Origin of the sequence: Dactylosporangium cerinum, from assembly GCF_042653625.1 — a bacterium.
In the GTDB taxonomy this organism is placed as follows: Bacteria; Actinomycetota; Actinomycetes; order Mycobacteriales; family Micromonosporaceae; genus Dactylosporangium; species Dactylosporangium cerinum.
Map to the genome: position 1 here is coordinate 1 of NZ_JBHSIU010000083.1, position 17,543 is coordinate 17,543.

The window sequence follows — 17,543 nt, forward strand, 5'->3', positions numbered from 1 at the left end:
CAATCCACGATCAACTTCCCCGGACCCCTTGACAAGGATTACCTGCATAATGCCGATGAGCGGACGTTCAGCGTCGCGTTCCGGCAGGAGTTCAATCGAGCGCTTCGTACTCGGCTGGCGGCTCAACAAGGCGTGGGTGCGAGATCCAATACTCGTCTCCGTGAATGTCCCGCATCGCCCAATGCCACGCCTCGTTATGAAACACGAGTCCTCGGTAGGGCGCGTCGCTCGCCTCGAACGGATACCGCTTCGCCGCGGCCCTCTCGGCTTGGATGGCGTCGAGACCTCCGTGACGCTGCATCACCCACCCGTAGCGGCGTCGCTCGTCCCGCAGGTACTGGATGTACTCTTCCTCGCTCCAGCCCGCCATGCCCCCAGCCTAGGACGCCGGTACTCCACGTCAACCGCGCACATCTGCCGCAAGTCGCGCGCGTCCGACGTCGGAAATCCCTGCGTCGTTGGAATCTTGGACCTCCGTGAGGGGAACCTTCAACGGACATACACGAGGAATCGACCAGGCCGGAACTGTCATTCTGGGAAGCCGCCAGCGCGTCAACGCCAACCTCTCATGACAAGAGAGCCCGACCTGCCTTCGGATCGCCGTGTCCAGTCCTGAGACGCCGACGCCGCGTTGCTCGGCGGTGACGGTTTCCGTGGCGTGGCACACTACGTGCTCTCCGCGTACGGTCCCATCGTTCTCGTCGCCCGTACCGGTCGGGACCGGACCGAGCCCGGCCTGAGCGCCGAACCGTACACGGTCGAGTACACGCCGGTACCAGAGGGCTCGGTGACAATGGCCCTGATGCTCGCCTACCCGGCCGCCGGGTAGGCGAGGTCGTTCCCAGCGTGGTGGTCCGCCCGCCACGCAGCTGGGCTGGACAGTGAACGACAGGTCCGATCAGCGTGCCAGCCGGGCCTGACCGGTGAACGACCAGAGTGCCGAGTTGCCGAACGGCTGGTCGTTGACGACGGCGGTACTGACACTGTCAGCGGTCCAGGAGAACTGGACCTGCCCGGACCCGACGTCCAGCGACCCGGAGAAACTGTCCGCTTGTGCCGGTGGTGCGCCAGGGAGCGCAACGGTTGAGTAACTTGTGCCGTGGCGAATGTTCGTGGTGCGCTACGGTCGCAGGCGATCTGGTGCGGGCCGCCCGCACCAGCCGGCAAATACGTGCCTTGAGGGGACCGGATGGAGCGCCGTCGTCGCGCTGTTGCTGCTGCTGTCGCAGGGGTCGTCCTGCTTGCTGTGGGAGGTTGCGGCGGGGGCGCCGGACAGCCGTCGACCCCGGACAGCCGCGCAGCGTCGGTGCCGGCGTCGGTGTCGAGCCCGTCGCCGACCGCTCGGGTGGTCAGGACGCTGGACGAGCCGGCGTTGACCGCGGCGCTGCTGCAGGTGACCGACATGCCCACCGGGTACAGCGAGGATCCCGACCAGACACCGCCAAAGGACAAGACGTTCTGCAACTACCAGCAGCCGCACACGCCCACAGTCCAGACGCGCAGGCTGTTCATCAAGGGTGGTGGGCTGAGCGCCGAGGTCGCCTCGGTCGGTCTGCGGCAGTACGCGGACGCGGCGCAGGCCGCTGCCGTGTTCGACGCGCTCGTCACGGCGATGCAGACCTGCAAGGGCGAGAAAATGGATGGCAAGCAGAACACCTACGCCGTTATGTCGATGCCGAAGGTTGGGGACAAGACCATCGGCATCCGCATCGACGTTGACGGTGCCACGGTGCTGCAAGGCTTCGCCCTGTCCGGGCCGATGCTCGTCAGCGCGGGCGTCGGCGGGCTGATGAACGTGTCCGGCGATGTCGCCGCAGACCTGCTCACCAAACAGGTCGGCCGGTACACCGACGCCGCGAAGGGGTGAGCGTCCGGCCGGACAGCTCAAACGCTCCTGCCGCAGAGCGGGGTGTCTGCCTTGCAGGGCCACATCTGTGCCGGCATGTGATCGACCTGCCCGCGAGTCTTGATCACCACGTGTCGACTGTCCGCATGCGCTGGGCCGTCGCCCCAGGCCAGGTCCGGCCAGCCGGTCGACCCCACGACGAGCACACCATCGTTCGCGTACACCTCGACTGCGCCGGTCAGCACCTGGGATAACCTCCGCCACGATGCGTGCGGCACGACACCGACCGCGACTGTGCTCAGACCGTAACGCGGGCCGCCGGAGCCACTTGCTCGCGCGCACATCTGTCGCGATGCGCTCGGCTCCGTCGCAGCTACCGGCACTGATCGATCCCATTGTGGCGGTGGTGGTGGACCATAGTGGGTGTGGAGCCGATGCGTGAGGCGCCGACGCTGGCCGAGCTGCTCGAGTTTGCAGAGGGATTGCCGCCCGAACAGGCCCGGGACTTGCTGGCCCGGGCGTATCCCATGCCCTTCGCGCCGGAGCCGGACATCGACGATGCGGCCCGGCCGCCCCTGCTGTATATGTCATGGGCAGAGTTCCTGGCGTCGACGTCCGTGCAGCAGCGGTTGCAGTGGTGTCGGCTGAAGGCGAAGACGGCGAATCGTTCCCGCCTGATGTCCGGTCCGCCGGACTGCAGGGTCACCGCTGCGACGGTGTGGGAGATCCTGCAGGCCGCCCAAGGTCGCTGCGAACACTGCGGGAGCCTGGCGGTGGAGGGTCGGCCGTCGGGTGCGGGTGGTCGGCCGGTGGCGTGGGCTGCGGTGGGTCGGCGGGTCGGATCGCTCGGGCATCGGCTGGCGCGGTTCAACGGCGGTTCGAACGGTGTGGCGAACCTGTGCTGGTCGTGTCTGTGGTGTAACACCTGGCCGACTGAACGCGTGCCTGGGGCAACCGACCATGGTGGCCACCATCCGCCGACGGGGCTGCCAGCAGGATGACAGTGTCGCGCCGGCGGCGTAACACTGGGTGCTTCAGGTGGGCGTTGGAGCTGAGGTCAGACCGTGGCGCCGCCAGTGCATCCACATCACCGTGTCCAGGATCCTCAGGACCGGTTGGTCTGGTTTGAGAGCGGCAACGCGCGTCCGTAGGGCGGGGCTCTGCAGGACGCGACGGAAGGTGGTCCAGTAGGTGCCGGGTGTGCAGGCCAGTCGGTTGGCGACGACGCTGTCGATGATCGGGATGAGTTCCGGGCGTTTCCGGGCCATGATTTTCCCGGCGATCGTGGACCTGACCCCGACGGTCGTCTTCAGCAGGGTCCACAACGCGCTGGCCCTCGTCAGGTCGAGGTCGGTGGCGTCCCACAGCGGGGTGCAGGTGGGGATCGTGGCCAGCAGTTCCGAGACCTGATCGGCGAGTAAGCCGCCGGGTAGGAGCGTGCGGACCGCGACCGCGCCCGGGGTGACGGTGAGGAGGCTGACGGCGAGAAGGTCGGCAGGGCCGATGGTTTGGGGGTCGTTGGGGGCGAGGCTGAGGAACGTGTCGCCAGCGAACTGGGTGGCGGGGTCGTAGAACCGCTGCACCGCCGCTGCGGTCCGCGGATCGGCGAGCAGATCGTCAATGGCTGCTGCGACCCTCTCGACCTGCTCGATGGACCCTTCGGCCAGCGCTGAGGGCGAGGGTGGTGCGACATGTTCAGACATCGCTGCTTTGTCGTCCTCGACGGCCCGGAATCACAGGTCGAAGACGCGGTGGCCGATCGGCGTGTGATGCGATCAGCCGATCTTGGCGTACTCATCTAATGGGTTTTGTCAGCCTGCTGGTGCAGGATGGCTCCGGTAGCGGCTGGCGGTCAGCACTCTTCTCATCTGGCCTTTGAGGTCTTGCGGCAGACCGTGCGCCCGCTGGTCGTGAGGAGGCTGGACAGCTGATGGGATGAGGTGCCCCGCCGGTGTGTGGTGAGCACTCGGCCATTAGATCGCTGGGGTCTCTTCCTCGCTGCCAGGACTACACCGTCCACAAGGGAGGGGCGCGATGCTGTACGTCGGAGACGACTGGGCCGAGGACCACCACGACGTCGAACTCGTCGACGAGCAGGGACGCAAACTGGCCCGGGCCCGACTACCCGAGGGCTTGGAGGGCATGACCCGCCTTCATGCGCTGATCGCCCAGCACCTGCCAGCCGACTACGCCGACCTCGACCCGAACGAAGCGGCCGGCCTGGTGAAAGTCGGCATCGAGACCGACCGCGGCCCATGGGTACAGGCACTGGTCACGGCCCGCTACCAGGTCTACGCGATCAACCCGATGTCGGTGGCGCGTTACCGGGAACGGCACTCCACCTCCGGCGCCAAGTCCGACGCCGGGCGACGCGCACGTGCTGGCCGAGATCGTACGGCTGGACCACGCCCATCACCGTCTCATCGTCGGTGACAGCGACCAGGCCGAGGTGATCAAGCTGGTCGCCCGCACGCACCAGACGCTCATCTGGGACCGGTCCAGACAGGTGCTCCGCCTGCGCAGCGCACTACGGGAGTTCTTCCCCGCCGCCCTGCACGCCTTCGACGACCTAACCACACCCGACGCGCTGGAACTGCTGGGCCACGCCCCGGACCCCGACCGGGCTGCGGCGCTGAGCCGCGCGCAGATCAGCGCAGCGCTGCGCCGCGCGAACCGTCACGGCATCAACGCCAAAACCGTTCGCCTGCAACAACTTCTCCGCACCGCACAGCTACGGCAACCCGGCCCGGTGCAGACCGCCTACGCGGCGATCGTGACCGCCCAGGTGCGCCTGATCGCCGCGCTCAACACCGAGATCGCTCAACTCGGCGAGGTGGTGGCCGACCATTTTGGCCGACACCCGGACGCTGACCGCTACCTGAGCCAGCCCGGCCTCGGCGTGGTCCTCGGCGCCCGGGTCCTCGGCGAGTTCGGTGACGCCCCGAAGCGGTTCGCCGACGCCAAAGCGCGCAAGAACCACGCCGGCACCTCGCCCATCACCCGCGCCTCCGGCACCCGCCGCGTCGTGCTGGCCCGCTACGCCCGCAACCGCCGCCTCGGCGACGCCATACACCAGTGGGCCTTCTGCGCCATGAGAGGCTCACCCGGCGCCCGCACCTACTACGACGCCATGCGGAAACGCGGCATCGGGCACCAGGCCGCACTCCGCCAGCTCGGCAACCGCCTCGTCGGCATCCTCCACGGCTGCCTCAAGACCAACACCACCTACAACGAAGACACCGCCTGGGCCCATATCCAGCCAGCCTCTTGACACGAAAGAACATGGGATGTCTGCCGCGAGGTGCGCGATTGTGCAGGCTGGTGGACGGTCGGCTCACGCCTCATCCAAATGCCGCGCAGCGTTGCTGACGCTCGCACGAGGCAGACCCAAGCTATCGAGAAGGCCGAAGTACGCGTCCTCGGCGAAGACATACCGCGTCCCTGGAAGCCTCAGCCGCGCGGCGAGCCCCGGCCGGCGTGCCGTGCGCAGGATCTGTCCGATTGCCCCGGCCTGGACCGTGTACCCCGCTTCAGCCGCCCAGCCGATCGCATGCCGTACGGCCTCGGCGGGCGGACAGCCGAACGCGGCGATCGTTTCGTCGGCCCAGCGCCGCGCAGCCGCGTGAGGCATCCCGTTCATCACGTGGTGATCGCGTTCAAACGCATAGGCGGTGCCTCGATCAAGCCAGACGCCCCACCGGTCACCGGACGGACTTGCCGCGACCACTTGACCGTAGTCGCTGTCGGCGATGTACGCGGCGATCACCGGGCTCGACGAGGCGGCTGCCAGGCCCAGCAGAACATCAGGCCCTCGTCCGAGCACGTTGTCAGGCACGTCGTAGACCCGCCAACCGTCACCGCGAGCAGCGCCTTCATGCGAGCGGACAGTCGCGTCGAGATCCTGCAGAGCCGTCGGCGTCCGACTGCCGTGAACCGCGATGAGCGTGCCCCAATAGCCCATGCCCCGCCCTCCGTCGGTGGCGACGACCAGATCACAGGACTGTAGACGGCGTCCGCTTCTGCCGCAGGTCTCGTCGTATCGCGATCGAGCACTCCGCCGCGCCGTGCAGCGTCACGCCGACGCGCACGTCCGGATCGTCCGGCCAGGACAACGTCGCGGCGTAGGGCGGCACTTCTACGCGCAGAGCAGCCAGCGCTTCGGCGCCCACAGTGACCTCGCCGAAGACGAAGCTGCCCGAGTAAGGGCGGATTCCGACAACCAGCACAGCGAAAGGGTACGGCTCACCGCCGACGATCGGTACACGCTCATAGCCGCGATCCGCTCGTCCAGACGCACCAGTGGTTGCCAGACACGAGCGCTCAGCGGCGCTCGGCCGCCAACAAGATCGGGCAGCATCGACCGGAAAACGGCGCCGCCAACCTCTTCAACTAGATATTGGGGGCCGCGTCGGGCGGCAATCAGCGACGCCCTTGACGCCGGTCCGAGGATTGAGGTCGCCGCAATCGCACCGCCCGTCCGGCAACTCGTGCGACGACCCGGCTACGGTAGCCCTCTGACAGGCGTCGCGAACGCGCCGTCCAGCAACCTACGCTAGTTTGATTGTTGTCGATGGTCCGACAAGCATGGGGGTTTGGTCACGCTCGGACCTTCGACACTGGTCTTGGTGAATGTTTACCAAGATCGACATACTCGTAGCATCCCAGCAGCAGACCCGAGCGGGTGACCACCCGGTCGGGTTTCGCCATGCGCGGACCGCGCTCAGGCGGCCACGATGATCCGCGTGCGGCGCAGCGTTCCGGCCCCGGCCGAGCAGATGATCGCGGCGCTCATCCCCGTACCACTCCCCCGCGTCCGCCCACCACGGCCGCCGCTGCCCCACCTGCCCGCACGATCCACCGGGCCCGACCAGGTCGAGCCACACCTTGACGTCGGCCGGCTCGATCCGTCCGGCCGGATCTCGGCACGCCCGCTGCTGCACCGGCTGGGCTGGCCACCCGGGCACCGTGTGCAGTTCGACATCGCACACGGCGCCGTCACGGCCAGGTCCAACCCGGTGGGCCGGCACGCCATCGGCGCCACTGGCCTGCTCGCCATCCCGGCGTCGGTCCGGCAACTGTGCCACCTCGCTGCCGGCGCCGTGGTCGTCCTGCTCGCCGATCCCGCCCATGACGTGCTGCTGGTGTACCCGGCCCGAACCATCGCGCTAGTCCTGGCCGACCAGCTCGCCGCAGGCGATGGCAGCTGACCGCGCACGGCTGGACGCCGCCTGGACAGCCCTGGCCGAGCTCGGTGTCACCCTCGCCGACCTGCAGCGCGACGCCCGACCCACGCTGCCGACGTTCGACGAGTACCTCCCGCAGGTCCTCGCCGCGGCCGGCCCCGGCGCGCTACGCGCGTACCGCAGCTACTGGCAGCGCATGACCACGGCCTGGGGCGACCTCACCATCGACACCATCACCGCGAGCGACATCCAGGCGCTCCAGCGACGCGTCGTTGGCAACGCCCGAGCCCGGCGCAACAGCCGCGGCGGCCGCCACGCCGGCGAGCTGCTCATCGCCGCCGCCCGCGCCTTCTACAACGTGGCCATCGCCGACGGCCTCATCGATGCCGCGAACAGCCCGTCCCACCGAGTCCGCAAGCCCCGCCGGCTCCCCACCACACGGCGGGCGCTGACATCGGCCGAGCTGACCGACATCAACCTGGTCGCTCGCACGACCGGCAACGACACGATCCTGGACGCGCTGCTGCTGCGCCTGCACACCGAAACCGCCTGCCGGCGCGCCGGTGCGCTCGGGTTGCGGCTGCAGGACCTGGACGCCGAACGCGGTCTGCTCCTGCTGCGCGAGAAGGGCGGCACGATGCGCTGGCAGCCGATCAGCCTCGATCTCGCCGCCAGCCTTGTCCAGCACGCCGCCGTCCGCGGCGCCGTCGTACCAACCGACCCGCTGCTTCGGTACCGCAATGGTCGCGCCTTGACCAGCCGCCGCTACGACCAGCTCTGGCACCGCATCGGCACCCACCTGCCCTGGGTCGCCGCCCAGGGCATCACCGCCCACTGGCTGCGCCACACCACCCTCACCTGGGTCGAACGGCACTTCGGCTACGGCACCGCCCGCGCACACCGACACCACCGGACCTGCCACCACGACCTACATCCGCGCCGACCTGCAAGCCGTCGCTGGCGCCCTCGCCGCGATGACCGGGCAACCACACCCGCTCGCCCAGGCCATCGACAGGTACAACGGTGGTCTAGCTCGACCTTGAACACCGCTGCCAAGCCTGTTTGCGTAGTCCTGGCGAACGCTCTACCCCTACTGGGCCCCACCCGGCGACCTCGACCAGCTCGTCACCCAGAACAACCGTGCCACCGGCGCCTGGTGGCTCTACCACTGGTACGGGCTGATGTCCGGCAACACCGTCGCCGTCTCCCTCGCCAACCAGAACCGGTCCACCCAGGCACTGGCCGCGTACGACGCCGGCGCGAAGCAGGCCCGCATCCTGCTCGGCGGGCCGCGCGGAGCATTCGCTCGGCAATGGCGCCGAGCTGCCGTTGCTGCGCCGCGGTCAGCGGGTCGAAATCGACGCGGCGGACCTCGTCGACGTGCGCGGCCGCGCTGGCGACGACCTTGGCCTGGCCACCACCGATGACGTGGTCCCGGCCGGCCATCATCGCCGCGAACCCCTTGCGGGCCACGACGGCCGGGGCGTTCTTCCACGCGTTGTCGCCGAAGCGGGTGCTGCCCACGCCGGCCCGCTGATGGAACGCGGTGACTGTCGTGCCGAGCAGCAGGACGGCCACGCTGACGCCGTTGCCGCCTGCCCATCGTCGGCCGTCTGGGCACGGCGTTCAAAGGAAAATCCCCGAACGGGTGACGAATGGCCGATGGGTGGCTGATCCAGGTCCGGGCGGAAAATGGGCGATCTGACCGGCGGCCCCGAGCCCGGTCGACCGCGGCAAGCCCGGCGACCGCTCCGCCCGTTCCGGCGCTGCCCACCGGAGAGGTCGAATGGTGCGCTCCGGACAGAAGTGGCACGACGTGGGTCAAGCTGTACCGCAGGAATGTGGATGGCGCACAGATTCGTGGCCGCGTACGGTGTCCGGGGTGGACCACCCGCTTCTTCCGCTGACCGACTGGTTCTTCGACCTGCCGTACATCGTCTGCCCCTCCTGCTCGCGTGGCCATCTGGAGAAGACTGGTGAGTTCGTCACGCAGCGCTCCGCAGTGTCGCGTCAGTCCGAGGCCGAATGCCCTGAGGGCTTCGAACCGGAGTGGATAACGGGCGTTTTTACCGGCGTTCTGACCTGCTCGCTTTCCGGCTGCCTGGAAGGTGTGGCGGTGGCCGGTGGCTTTGAGGTCGTCGATAAACCCACTCCCCTCAACGAATGGAACTATCAGGAGCGGTACGCCGAGCGGTATCGGTTGCGGTTCGCGTACCCGGCGCCGTCGATCGTGGCCTGCCCACCGCTCACGCCGAAGACGGTTCAAGACGCAGCTTGCGCGGCCGCGGTGGTGATGTGGACCGACTCGGCCGGAGCCGCGGGCCGGTTGCGGGTGGCGGTCGAGGAGTTGATGACCGTGCAGGCGATCGACAAGTACAGACCGGTCAACACGCAGGGTGGCGGGCAGCCGCCTAAGCCTCGAACGGCTCACGAGCGCATCACGGAATTCGCCCAGACCAAGCCCGATGCCGCCGAAATGCTCCTGGCGGTGAAGTGGATTGGCAACTCCGGCAGCCACGAGTCGGGGCTAAGCCCTCAGGACGTCCTGGAAGGCGCTCAGATGCTTAGCCACGCGCTGCGGCTGCTCTACGACCCAAGCGAGGCGGACCTGAAACGCCGTGCAGCCCTGGTGAACGAGCACCGAGGGCCAGCCCCTCGTGACATAGCGACCTCCGCCAAGGAGTGAATCACCCGGACCGGTCCGTGGCAGTTCTCGCTGGCTGTCCTGCTCGTGCGGACGTCGGGACTCGACGCTAGCCGGGCGGACTCGCTGTGACGCGTGTCGGAGGTTGTGCCTGCGAGCGCCAACTACGAGCTGCTGAGGCTTCGCTCTCGGTGACGACGGAGCGCTTCCTTGTCTGGTCGACTCGCGGATCCGCTCGGCTGACGTAGCAATACTCCATCGAACTCGGCGTACTCGGAGTTCTTGAGTCTTGGATCTACGCGGACACGGTTGCGGCCGTCGACCCAGATGAGCGTCTTGTCGAAGAGGTTGTGCAGGTCCGCACGTAGCAATAGGCCGTTGCTGACGTGGTCACGCCCGCCGCTGGCGACTGGGTCGATGTGAGCGGCCTGAAGCACGTCGCTGACATCGCACCCGCTGATCGCACACCGCCCGTGGTAGGCCTTCATAAGTTCGGCCCGGAATGCCGGTTGGCCTTGCCGGTCCAGCACCTGCTGGAGTCTCCGCATGCGGGACTTCGGCAGTATCTGCGGCCGCGGTGCACGTACGGCATCGAGCCAGTCCTGTATCCGGTCAGTTTCGGCCGAGTCGAGCGTGCGTACGGTCCGCGGTGACGAGGACAGGACCTCGGGCGGCGTCGAGGCGGAGAGGAGCTGCCTAGTCGTCTGCGTATCCCACTGGATGTAGATCCGCCAACAGGCATGGGCTTCCGACCAGCGAGGACCATCAACGGCAACGCCGCGCGCGACGATCCGAGAGTACGGAACGCCTGCATACACCCAGATCGTGTCGCCGGCCTTCAGCAGGCGGAAGCTGCTGCCGAGGTGCCAATCGGCAATGCCGCCTGGTCGGACGGCTCGGAACATGTCGAGTACACGCTCGTCGTATCCCCACGCTTCCGGGTCGTTCTCGTTGACTGGATAGACGTACTCGCTCATCGCATCACTGCCTGCCCCTGTTCGGCGCTCACCGTCTGCCCCTGCTGTCGGCCCGTTGGGGTTGCCCGATCGGGCTTCACCACGGTCGTTGCTCTAACGACCCGAGACATACCTCCAGACCGCACGATCCAGGTCCCGGGGATCCACTTCAAGGCGCTCAGCGGCCCCTAAGTAGCAGCTGTGCAGGTCGCCGTATGAGAGATCCGGCAAGCCGGCGTCGGCGGCAAACGAACGAAGATGAACATCGACTGCTGCAGTGGACACGCCAGCCAGAATGCACAGGTAATCCGCGGTCTTTGGACCCACACCGTTTATCGCACAGAGTGCGGTGACGTTCTCTCGGTTGCTGACGAAAGCCGCAAGTTGCTCGACCGTATCGACGCCGTGGGTAGCCAGGTGAAGGGCAAGTCGATGGATGCGGTCCGGCTTTTTGCCGGGCCACTTGAGCATCTCGCGTAGGCGATCTGGGCCGCCGAGTGCCAACAGACCACTTGTTGTGTCCGCATCTGGCTGTTCGGAGCGGAACCGGTGCGCTCGGGCGTTCACCGTCTCGTATCGCATACCAGCTTGCAGGATAGCGTCAACGAGGATGGCGCCCACGTGACCGTAGCCATTCTGCCGGTGCACGTCGATCGATAGGTCCACACGCTGGACGTGCGAAGCTAGTGCAACAGTGTGAGGCACGAGCCCGGTGGCTGGGTCCTGCATCCTACGATCTTCGCGCATCGAGGTAACCGCGATGCAACGAGGTCATCGACAAGCTCGATGCGTTCGCCGAGAAGCTCAAACACAAGGCCGACATCAGCGACCTCGCCAAGGCGCCTGGAACGTCGAGACCAAGGTTCAGTAATGGCTCGCCGTGCTTGCCAGCGGCTTCCAACTGCAAGTCGCGATCGGCGTACTCGAGCTCGACCGAGTGCTGGACGCGGCCCCAGAGGAACCAGGCGGCCGCACCCGCTCGCGCAGCCCATCGACGGCCACCAGGTGGTCTAGCGAGGCGAGGCCTTGAACACGGCAGAGTCGCAGCGCTGCGGTGTGGGGCCGAAAGCATCCCGACCCAACCCGGACGGCGTAGGTCGCCGACCGGGCGCCGCCAGCCGCGATAAACGACGTCCGCGAATGGGGTCGCTCTCTAACGCGCCGCCGCCACCACAGAACGGCAGCCATCTGCCGTGCTGCCGAGCTCTCATGGAGGGCGAGGACACGGATCGCGTCAATACTGCCAGGGTCGGTGTCGATAAAGTGGCGCAGGCCCTGGACGCCGTCCCGTGTGGCCAGACGCTTGAGCGCCAGGGTGTGGACCCGGCGGAATTGGTCCTGCGTGACCGCCAACTGTCCTGCCGCCATGAACACCGCACGTTTAAGCGAACCGCGGTAGATGCGCAGGTCCAGATCGTCGTGTGCCAGACCGCTGACCAGGAGCCACGCCTTATCGAAGACCCCTGCCGTTTGACCTTATCGAGGGCCGGAGTATGATACATCACCGCGATCACGGCTGCTGCACGGTGCTCTGCCGCGGTGAAGCCGTCCGCGGCGACCTCATTTCTCGGCGACCTCCTTCGCTTGCCGGCGGCACCATCGCCCTCGCCGACGACGGCGCGTTCTGCACATCCGCCGAGGCGACGGCAGTGAGTTGACCATCGCAGGTGCTGTTGCGGCGGCAAGCTGGGAATCTGGCCTAGCCGTGCAGAAGATCAAGGACCGCCAGACGCAGCGGCCCTTGCCATTCGGTGAATGGATTGTCCACGACGATGTCTGGTGAGATGGACGTTAGTGTCTGCATCACGGCGGCGACTTCATGGTGTGGTAGCGCTCCTGCTTGCCGTAGGGCGAGGGCGAAGAGATAGGCCCGTTGCGCCGGCACCATGTCTGGCCATTGCTGAGCGATGGGATCCGCCTCGATCTCGAACAGAGGAGTTTGCTGCGCGATACCCATCGGTTCGCGAACGGCGGTCTTGAAGGCGTCGACTGCGATCGCGTCGCGTCGCAGGCGCCGCATCAGGGGGTTAAGCAGGGTGGGTAGGAGATGCGTCATCCTGGCGTGGCGGAAGCGTTCATGAACGCGGAGGAAGATCACAGGAAGGTCCTGCGGAGGAGCGAGCGCGAGCGCTAACGCCAAGGTGTCGTCCCATTCTCGTGGCGCGCGGTGGGTCTCGTCGTCCTGGAACCATGCTTCGAGGTTTCGGAACGCGGTGCTGGATACGGCATCGTTGGGGAAGAGTTCCACGTAGGCGGCGAGCTTGGCCCTGTTGTACCTCCGCGCGCCGGATGGGTCGGTACGCGCGTCGTCGGTGAGCACTGCTTTGAAGGTGTCGTCGGGCACGGCCCAGCTGTCTCTGTCGAGCACCGCTTCAAGGACCTGGTTCGCCCAGCTGTGCCTGGTGGCGCCAAGCTTGCCGGCGAGGGCGCGGAGAACGGTTTCGTCGCCGCGATTCTCCTGCTTTGCCCAGAGTAGGAAGTTCGGGTCTTCACGGAGTTTCGGATCGGTGTCGGCTTCATGGCGCAGGATCTCCGCGATGGACGGGAACCGGGCAGCTGTCGTCGCCAAGGCCGCCATGACGTCGTGCCGGCTGTCCGCATCGCTCCTGGTGCGGTCGCCGGAGCTTCGGTCGAGGCGTTGGTACAGGTCGTCGCCGAAGTACTGGCGTAGGCGGTCCCAATGCTCGGCGATGAGGTCGACCAAGATCTGGTCGATGGCGCCTTCGGGGAGTTTGGTGAGGGTGACGGCGACGGGGCGGGATTCGCCGATCCGCTCGGTGATGCCGTCGATGAGGGTGATGTCACCGAGCATCAGCATGCCGGTCCATGCCAGCTGCCGCAGGTCGTCGAGGTCGGGGCCGTAGGCGCAGAGGTTAGCTTTGATCTTCTGCACCAGCCACTGCATCTGGTCGGTGATCACGTCCGTGCCAGCCGTCTGGTCGTGTGTCTTCTGGTGGCGCTTGATCGCTTGCACCAGTCCGATGAAGGCAATGCGGCGGACTTCGGAGTCAGGCTCCTTCTCCCACTCGGATAGCACCTCGACGAGCTCGTCTAGGGTGAGCGCGCTGCGGGTCAGCTCGAACGTCAGCACTTCGCGTAGTTCCGGCTCCACGTGCCCAAGCTGAGCCCACACCTTGGCGCAGAGGTCCCGTGACGTTGCGTCGTCTTGGGTGCAGTAGCTGCGGAGAATGGCGACCGGAATGGTGTCCGGGATGCCGGAGGTGAGCGTCCGGATGTCGGCGATGAGTTGTTCGGCGAAGTCCTGTACGGCAGGCTGGGACGGCCAAGCGTTGATGACGGCGTCCACATGCCAGGTCAATGGGTGGGGTTCGACAGCCGTGCACAAGGCAGCCAGTTCTGCCGGGTCATAGCTGGCGAGGACGGAGGCGGCTGCTCCGGCGCCGAACTCGTCGGCGGTTGTCGTCAGACGGGTCCACGCCTCGGCGACAGCCTCGGCAACGACCACGCGTTCTTGGTTCCGTCCGGCCCCAGCGGGCTGGCGCAGCAGCGAGACGAGGACGGCAAAACCTTCTTCGGGACCGAGCACATCAACGGCTACGCCGGCCAGGGGCGCCGCCTGCTTGTAGGGGCCGCGCAGCCTACCGGTCAGCACCTCGCGGACGGTCTCGTTGCCGCCGTACTTGTCGGCCAGGACGCGGGCCACCCCGTACGGGCGCATACCATCCAAGCCTCGCAGCAGTACCGTGGTGGCCTGATCGGGCGGAAGCGCGGTAGCCAGACCAGCGCTGCCGAAAGAAGCAAGTTTCGCCAGGTCGTTTTGTAGGCGCGGACGTAGGGCTTGGGCGAAGACCGGGTCGTCACACCACTGCTTGGGAACCGCGCCGAGGTTGTAGAGGATCAGGCTGTGCTCGTCCTTGCTGGCCAGTTGCTCGGCGACCCAGCCTTTGAAGCGGGCATCATCAGCGAAGACCGTGCAGGCCAGATGCCACGCCAGACCACGATCACCCCCGGTCCGCCCATTAGTCTTGAGGGTTTCCAGCGCGAAGTCGGCGGCCTCGGTATTCCCAACGGCGCAGGCCGCGACCAGATCCGCAGCTGGCCAGGGCCCCCAACTGTAGTCCTCGTGATAGAGCATGGAGAGCAGCCAGGTACGCTCCTCTGCCCGGAACGCGGAGCTGTCTCGTGGCTCAGCGGCCTTGAAAACCAGGTTCAGCGCCACGAGCCGCAGCGCAGTAGACGATTGGTGGCGGCCCCACTCGATCAGGCGCCCGGTTTCCGGAGCATCCGGCCATCCTTCGCCAAGAGCATGAATAGCGGTCGCCTGGGTGGACGAACTGGGCCCGGTCTCGGTGAGTGCGACCAGCGGCGGGACCACGTGTGGCTGTCCACCGAGCCGTCGGGCGAGAGCTCCAGCCGCGTTGAGCTTCACCTCGTCGCTAGGATGCCGCAGGCCCCAGAGAAGATGCTTGGCGGCCTCTTCGTCGGCGATGGGCAGATCGCGCAGGGCCCACATGGTCGCGGATGGCTCGGGACGCGGCGCGGTAAGCCACCGTTTCAGGATGGGCAACAGGTGGCTGCTGGCGGCGGGGCTCGCGAGCGTTGCGACCAGCGCGGTGATCAGGTTGGCTCGGTGCCAGGTATAGGGATGATTCTCCACCCGCTCCACGAGGTCCTTGGTGTGGGCGGCCTGAACGCGGGGGGTGAGTCTGACTCCGGCGGCCAGCGAGTCGGCCAGCAGCTCGTATCCATCGAGGTCCGCCCAGACGTGATCACCGACGTTCAGTGCCGCAGCGAGCAGGGGTTCGGTGGTGTGCGGGCTGACCTGAGCGCTGAGCAGGGCGAGCAACACGTCGCGCCAGGCAGGATCGTGAACGAACCGCCGGATAGCGTCGAGCTGGTCGTCGGGCGCCAATATCGCCAGGTGCTGGCCGGCCAGGTGGTCGAGTACGACGCGGTGCAGGAATCCGTAGGAGCCAGCGCCGTGCGAGACGATCAGGCCGAATTCTTCTTCGGCCATCGCGAGGACCGCGTCGGCCAGCCGTCGGGCTTCGGCAGGCTGATATCCGAGGACTTCGTCATCGACCATCGACTCGACGATGAGCTTCCGCATGTCCTGTTTGGTGGCGACGCCGGCTGCGTCCTTGAGGCGCAGCCGGTAGGCGACTGCGGCGAACAGTGTGCTGGCGTCGGCGGCCGGGAGCGGGCCGCCGCGAGCGTGCGAGGCCCGCTGTCGCATCTGAGGATGCTTCTCGATCAGCAGTTCGACGAGACGAATATAGATCTTGAATCTTTGGCGGGGTAACGGCTCCCCTTGCCAGGTCGTCGCGAGCAGCGTGAGGAACAGGGGCGACCGTGACAGCTGAGCGAGGTCGGCGGAAATTTCAAGTTGGGCTAGGAATGCCTCCACGCCGGCGCCCCAGTGCAGCCGTGGCTCTGGGTCAACTTCAGAAGCCGTGCTCCGCTGCAGAATCCCCGCAGCGATACTGCGGCGTTGCCCGTCGGTCAGCGGCGTGATCTGGGCATGGGCCCAGGGGCGCTGCCAATTGAGCCGGTCGACGGCGTAAGGGCGGGTGGAGAGAACTGCGGCGGCGTTCGAGCGGCCCAAGAACGCCTCGAGGACGCCGAGGGCACGTTCGGCTGAGCTGACATCGCTCCATTCGTCGATGCCGTCGACAAACAGCATCAGCCGGTCGTCGTGCAGCGCCCGCTGGGCCAGCGGCCAGAGATCGGCGGCGCTTTGCGATGACAACCACGCTTCGACGGCGGAGACCAGCGAATTTTCCGTCGAGGCGTCGAGGTGCCGGCACAGGAACCCGAAGGGAAGCCAGACGGGAAGGTCACCGCCGTGCTCGCGCTGCAGCGTGATCGACTGCGGCCGTTCGGCGAGTAGGTCGGCCGCCGCAAACCGCAGCAGGCTCGACTTGCCCACGCCCGGACCGCCGATGACGAGGCGATACTTGCCTTCGGCCAGCCATTCGTCGGCCGGCACGGCACCCTGCGTATTCGGTCCTTCCGCCGTGGCGGCGGTGATGAGCTGCTGGGCGGACCGGAACGACTGGCGGCGAGCACCCAGGCGCGAGGCGACGTAGGTGAAGCCGTCCTCCGGATGCCCCGATCTGATCGAGCTTTCGGTGTTCGGCTGCTCAACGTCCACGACGCCGCGCTGTTGCGGCCGCGGGTCGACATGCACAATCACGAACTGCTGCTCGGGGGCAGGGTCCTCCGTCTGCTGCATGCCGCCTTGGGCGGAAAACACCGCCTGATAGAGCTGCCGCAACCGCGTGCGCAGCTCCCTGCTCTCCAACGCGGGCAGGTTATTCGCCAACGCTCGGGCTGCTTCAGGACCGCAGAAGGCCTCGACCCAGCTCCTGCCGAAGAAGTCATCGACGATGCACGGCTGGTCCTTCAGCAGCGCTGACACCTCTTGCACGCCCCAAGGGACAAAAGTCACCCCGAGCGCGGCCAGACGATCGCCTTGCGTCCGGAGCTCCTCGTCCAGCTTGGTGTCTTGCAGGTCGTATGACGTCGCGTAGTAAAAGGTGCGGGTCTTGTCCGACCAGTCGCCCTTCAGGAAGTCGTCCACCGCCCTCTCGATCTTCAGAGCGGTCAACGCCTGCACCCGACGCGACTGAAGCGTGATGTAGTCCCGGCCGGCGGCGTCGACAGCTACAAGATCCAGGGGCAAGCGTGCATACGCGTCGATGCCCTGCTGCCCCTGGCCGGGCGTGCCGAACAACTTCGCGTACGTGACCGGCCGGACAGTCTGCAGAAGACGCAGGAAGAGCTTCTCGGCGTCAGGCCAGGTCAACTGACCGAGAGGCAGCACCTGGAGGTTGGTCTCGACCGGCGGCTCGGGCAGCCGTCCGGTCGGTGCAGCCCAGAGGACCGCTTCGGCCTGATCATGAACCTCGGACTCGCTTGCGATCCCCACCGTCGTACCTCCCCGACCGCCC

At 67.0% G+C, this 17,543-nt stretch carries 13 protein-coding genes and 1 pseudogene; 7 read left to right on the forward strand and 7 right to left on the reverse strand.

Annotation, left to right across the window (positions count from 1 at the left end):
* Positions 1–91: 91 nt before the first annotated feature.
* Positions 92–370, reverse strand: coding sequence for a hypothetical protein (locus tag ACFPIJ_RS48115; protein WP_380126219.1), 279 nt, complete (start codon positions 368–370; stop codon positions 92–94).
* A gap of 288 nt (positions 371–658) precedes the next feature.
* On the opposite strand from ACFPIJ_RS48115, the gene ACFPIJ_RS48120 reads away from it, so the two are divergent.
* The 3 genes from ACFPIJ_RS48120 (at position 659) to ACFPIJ_RS48130 (ending at position 2,847) form a co-directional block, all read left to right on the forward strand.
* On the forward strand, positions 659–829 hold the full coding sequence (locus tag ACFPIJ_RS48120) for a hypothetical protein (RefSeq protein WP_380126220.1): 171 nt from the start codon (positions 659–661) through the stop codon (positions 827–829).
* Positions 830–1,372: 543 nt separating this feature from the next.
* Positions 1,373–1,867: a sensor domain-containing protein gene (locus ACFPIJ_RS48125; protein ID WP_380126221.1), complete on the forward strand. Its 495-nt coding sequence runs from the start codon at positions 1,373–1,375 to the stop codon at positions 1,865–1,867.
* 404 nt (positions 1,868–2,271) lie between these two features.
* Entirely contained in the window at positions 2,272–2,847 is a 576-nt protein-coding gene (locus tag ACFPIJ_RS48130; RefSeq protein ID WP_380126222.1) for a hypothetical protein, read from the forward strand.
* 33 nt (positions 2,848–2,880) lie between these two features.
* On the opposite strand, the gene ACFPIJ_RS48135 is transcribed toward ACFPIJ_RS48130, so the two are convergent.
* On the reverse strand, positions 2,881–3,549 hold the full coding sequence (locus ACFPIJ_RS48135; RefSeq protein ID WP_380126223.1) for a DUF6308 family protein: 669 nt from the start codon (positions 3,547–3,549) through the stop codon (positions 2,881–2,883).
* Between the two features lie 331 nt (positions 3,550–3,880).
* Between ACFPIJ_RS48135 and ACFPIJ_RS48140 the strand changes: the two are divergent.
* Positions 3,881–5,117, forward strand: a pseudogene (locus ACFPIJ_RS48140) (IS110 family RNA-guided transposase).
* Positions 5,118–5,180: 63 nt separating this feature from the next.
* Here ACFPIJ_RS48140 and ACFPIJ_RS48145 read toward each other — a convergent pair.
* Complete coding sequence (locus ACFPIJ_RS48145) at positions 5,181–5,807, reverse strand: hypothetical protein (RefSeq protein WP_380126224.1); 627 nt, start codon at positions 5,805–5,807, stop codon at positions 5,181–5,183.
* A gap of 31 nt (positions 5,808–5,838) precedes the next feature.
* Positions 5,839–6,072, reverse strand: a complete 234-nt coding sequence (locus tag ACFPIJ_RS48150) for a hypothetical protein (RefSeq protein ID WP_380126225.1) — start codon at positions 6,070–6,072, stop codon at positions 5,839–5,841.
* 516 nt (positions 6,073–6,588) lie between these two features.
* Here ACFPIJ_RS48150 and ACFPIJ_RS48155 point away from each other — a divergent pair.
* From ACFPIJ_RS48155 to ACFPIJ_RS48165, 3 genes are all read left to right on the forward strand, one after another.
* Entirely contained in the window at positions 6,589–7,053 is a 465-nt protein-coding gene (locus tag ACFPIJ_RS48155; protein WP_380126226.1) for a hypothetical protein, read from the forward strand.
* Complete coding sequence (locus ACFPIJ_RS48160; protein ID WP_380126227.1) at positions 7,043–8,566, forward strand: tyrosine-type recombinase/integrase; 1,524 nt, start codon at positions 7,043–7,045, stop codon at positions 8,564–8,566. The genes ACFPIJ_RS48155 and ACFPIJ_RS48160 overlap by 11 nt, the downstream gene beginning before the upstream one ends.
* 345 nt (positions 8,567–8,911) lie before the next feature.
* Positions 8,912–9,715, forward strand: coding sequence for a DUF4145 domain-containing protein (locus ACFPIJ_RS48165; RefSeq protein WP_360559806.1), 804 nt, complete (start codon positions 8,912–8,914; stop codon positions 9,713–9,715).
* Positions 9,716–9,837: 122 nt separating this feature from the next.
* On the opposite strand, the gene ACFPIJ_RS48170 is transcribed toward ACFPIJ_RS48165, so the two are convergent.
* From ACFPIJ_RS48170 to ACFPIJ_RS48180, 3 genes are all read right to left on the reverse strand, one after another.
* Positions 9,838–10,650, reverse strand: a complete 813-nt coding sequence (locus ACFPIJ_RS48170; protein ID WP_380126228.1) for an HNH endonuclease — start codon at positions 10,648–10,650, stop codon at positions 9,838–9,840.
* A 93-nt stretch (positions 10,651–10,743) separates the two neighbouring features.
* On the reverse strand, positions 10,744–11,295 hold the full coding sequence (locus ACFPIJ_RS48175) for an HhH-GDP family DNA glycosylase (protein ID WP_380126229.1): 552 nt from the start codon (positions 11,293–11,295) through the stop codon (positions 10,744–10,746).
* Positions 11,296–12,328: 1,033 nt separating this feature from the next.
* Complete coding sequence (locus ACFPIJ_RS48180) at positions 12,329–17,521, reverse strand: NACHT domain-containing protein (RefSeq protein ID WP_380126230.1); 5,193 nt, start codon at positions 17,519–17,521, stop codon at positions 12,329–12,331.
* Positions 17,522–17,543: the final 22 nt, after the last annotated feature.

Bases quoted from the DNA above. Each gene is read 5' to 3' on its own strand.
- ACFPIJ_RS48115 (WP_380126219.1), bottom strand. From the start codon at position 370: ATGGCGGGCTGGAGCGAGGAAGAGTACATCCAGTACCTGCGGGACGAG.
- ACFPIJ_RS48135 (WP_380126223.1), bottom strand. From the start codon at position 3,549: ATGTCTGAACATGTCGCACCACCCTCGCCCTCAGCGCTGGCCGAAGGG.
- ACFPIJ_RS48145 (WP_380126224.1), bottom strand. From the start codon at position 5,807: ATGGGCTATTGGGGCACGCTCATCGCGGTTCACGGCAGTCGGACGCCG.
- ACFPIJ_RS48160 (WP_380126227.1), top strand. From the start codon at position 7,043: ATGGCAGCTGACCGCGCACGGCTGGACGCCGCCTGGACAGCCCTGGCC.
- ACFPIJ_RS48170 (WP_380126228.1), bottom strand. From the start codon at position 10,650: ATGAGCGAGTACGTCTATCCAGTCAACGAGAACGACCCGGAAGCGTGG.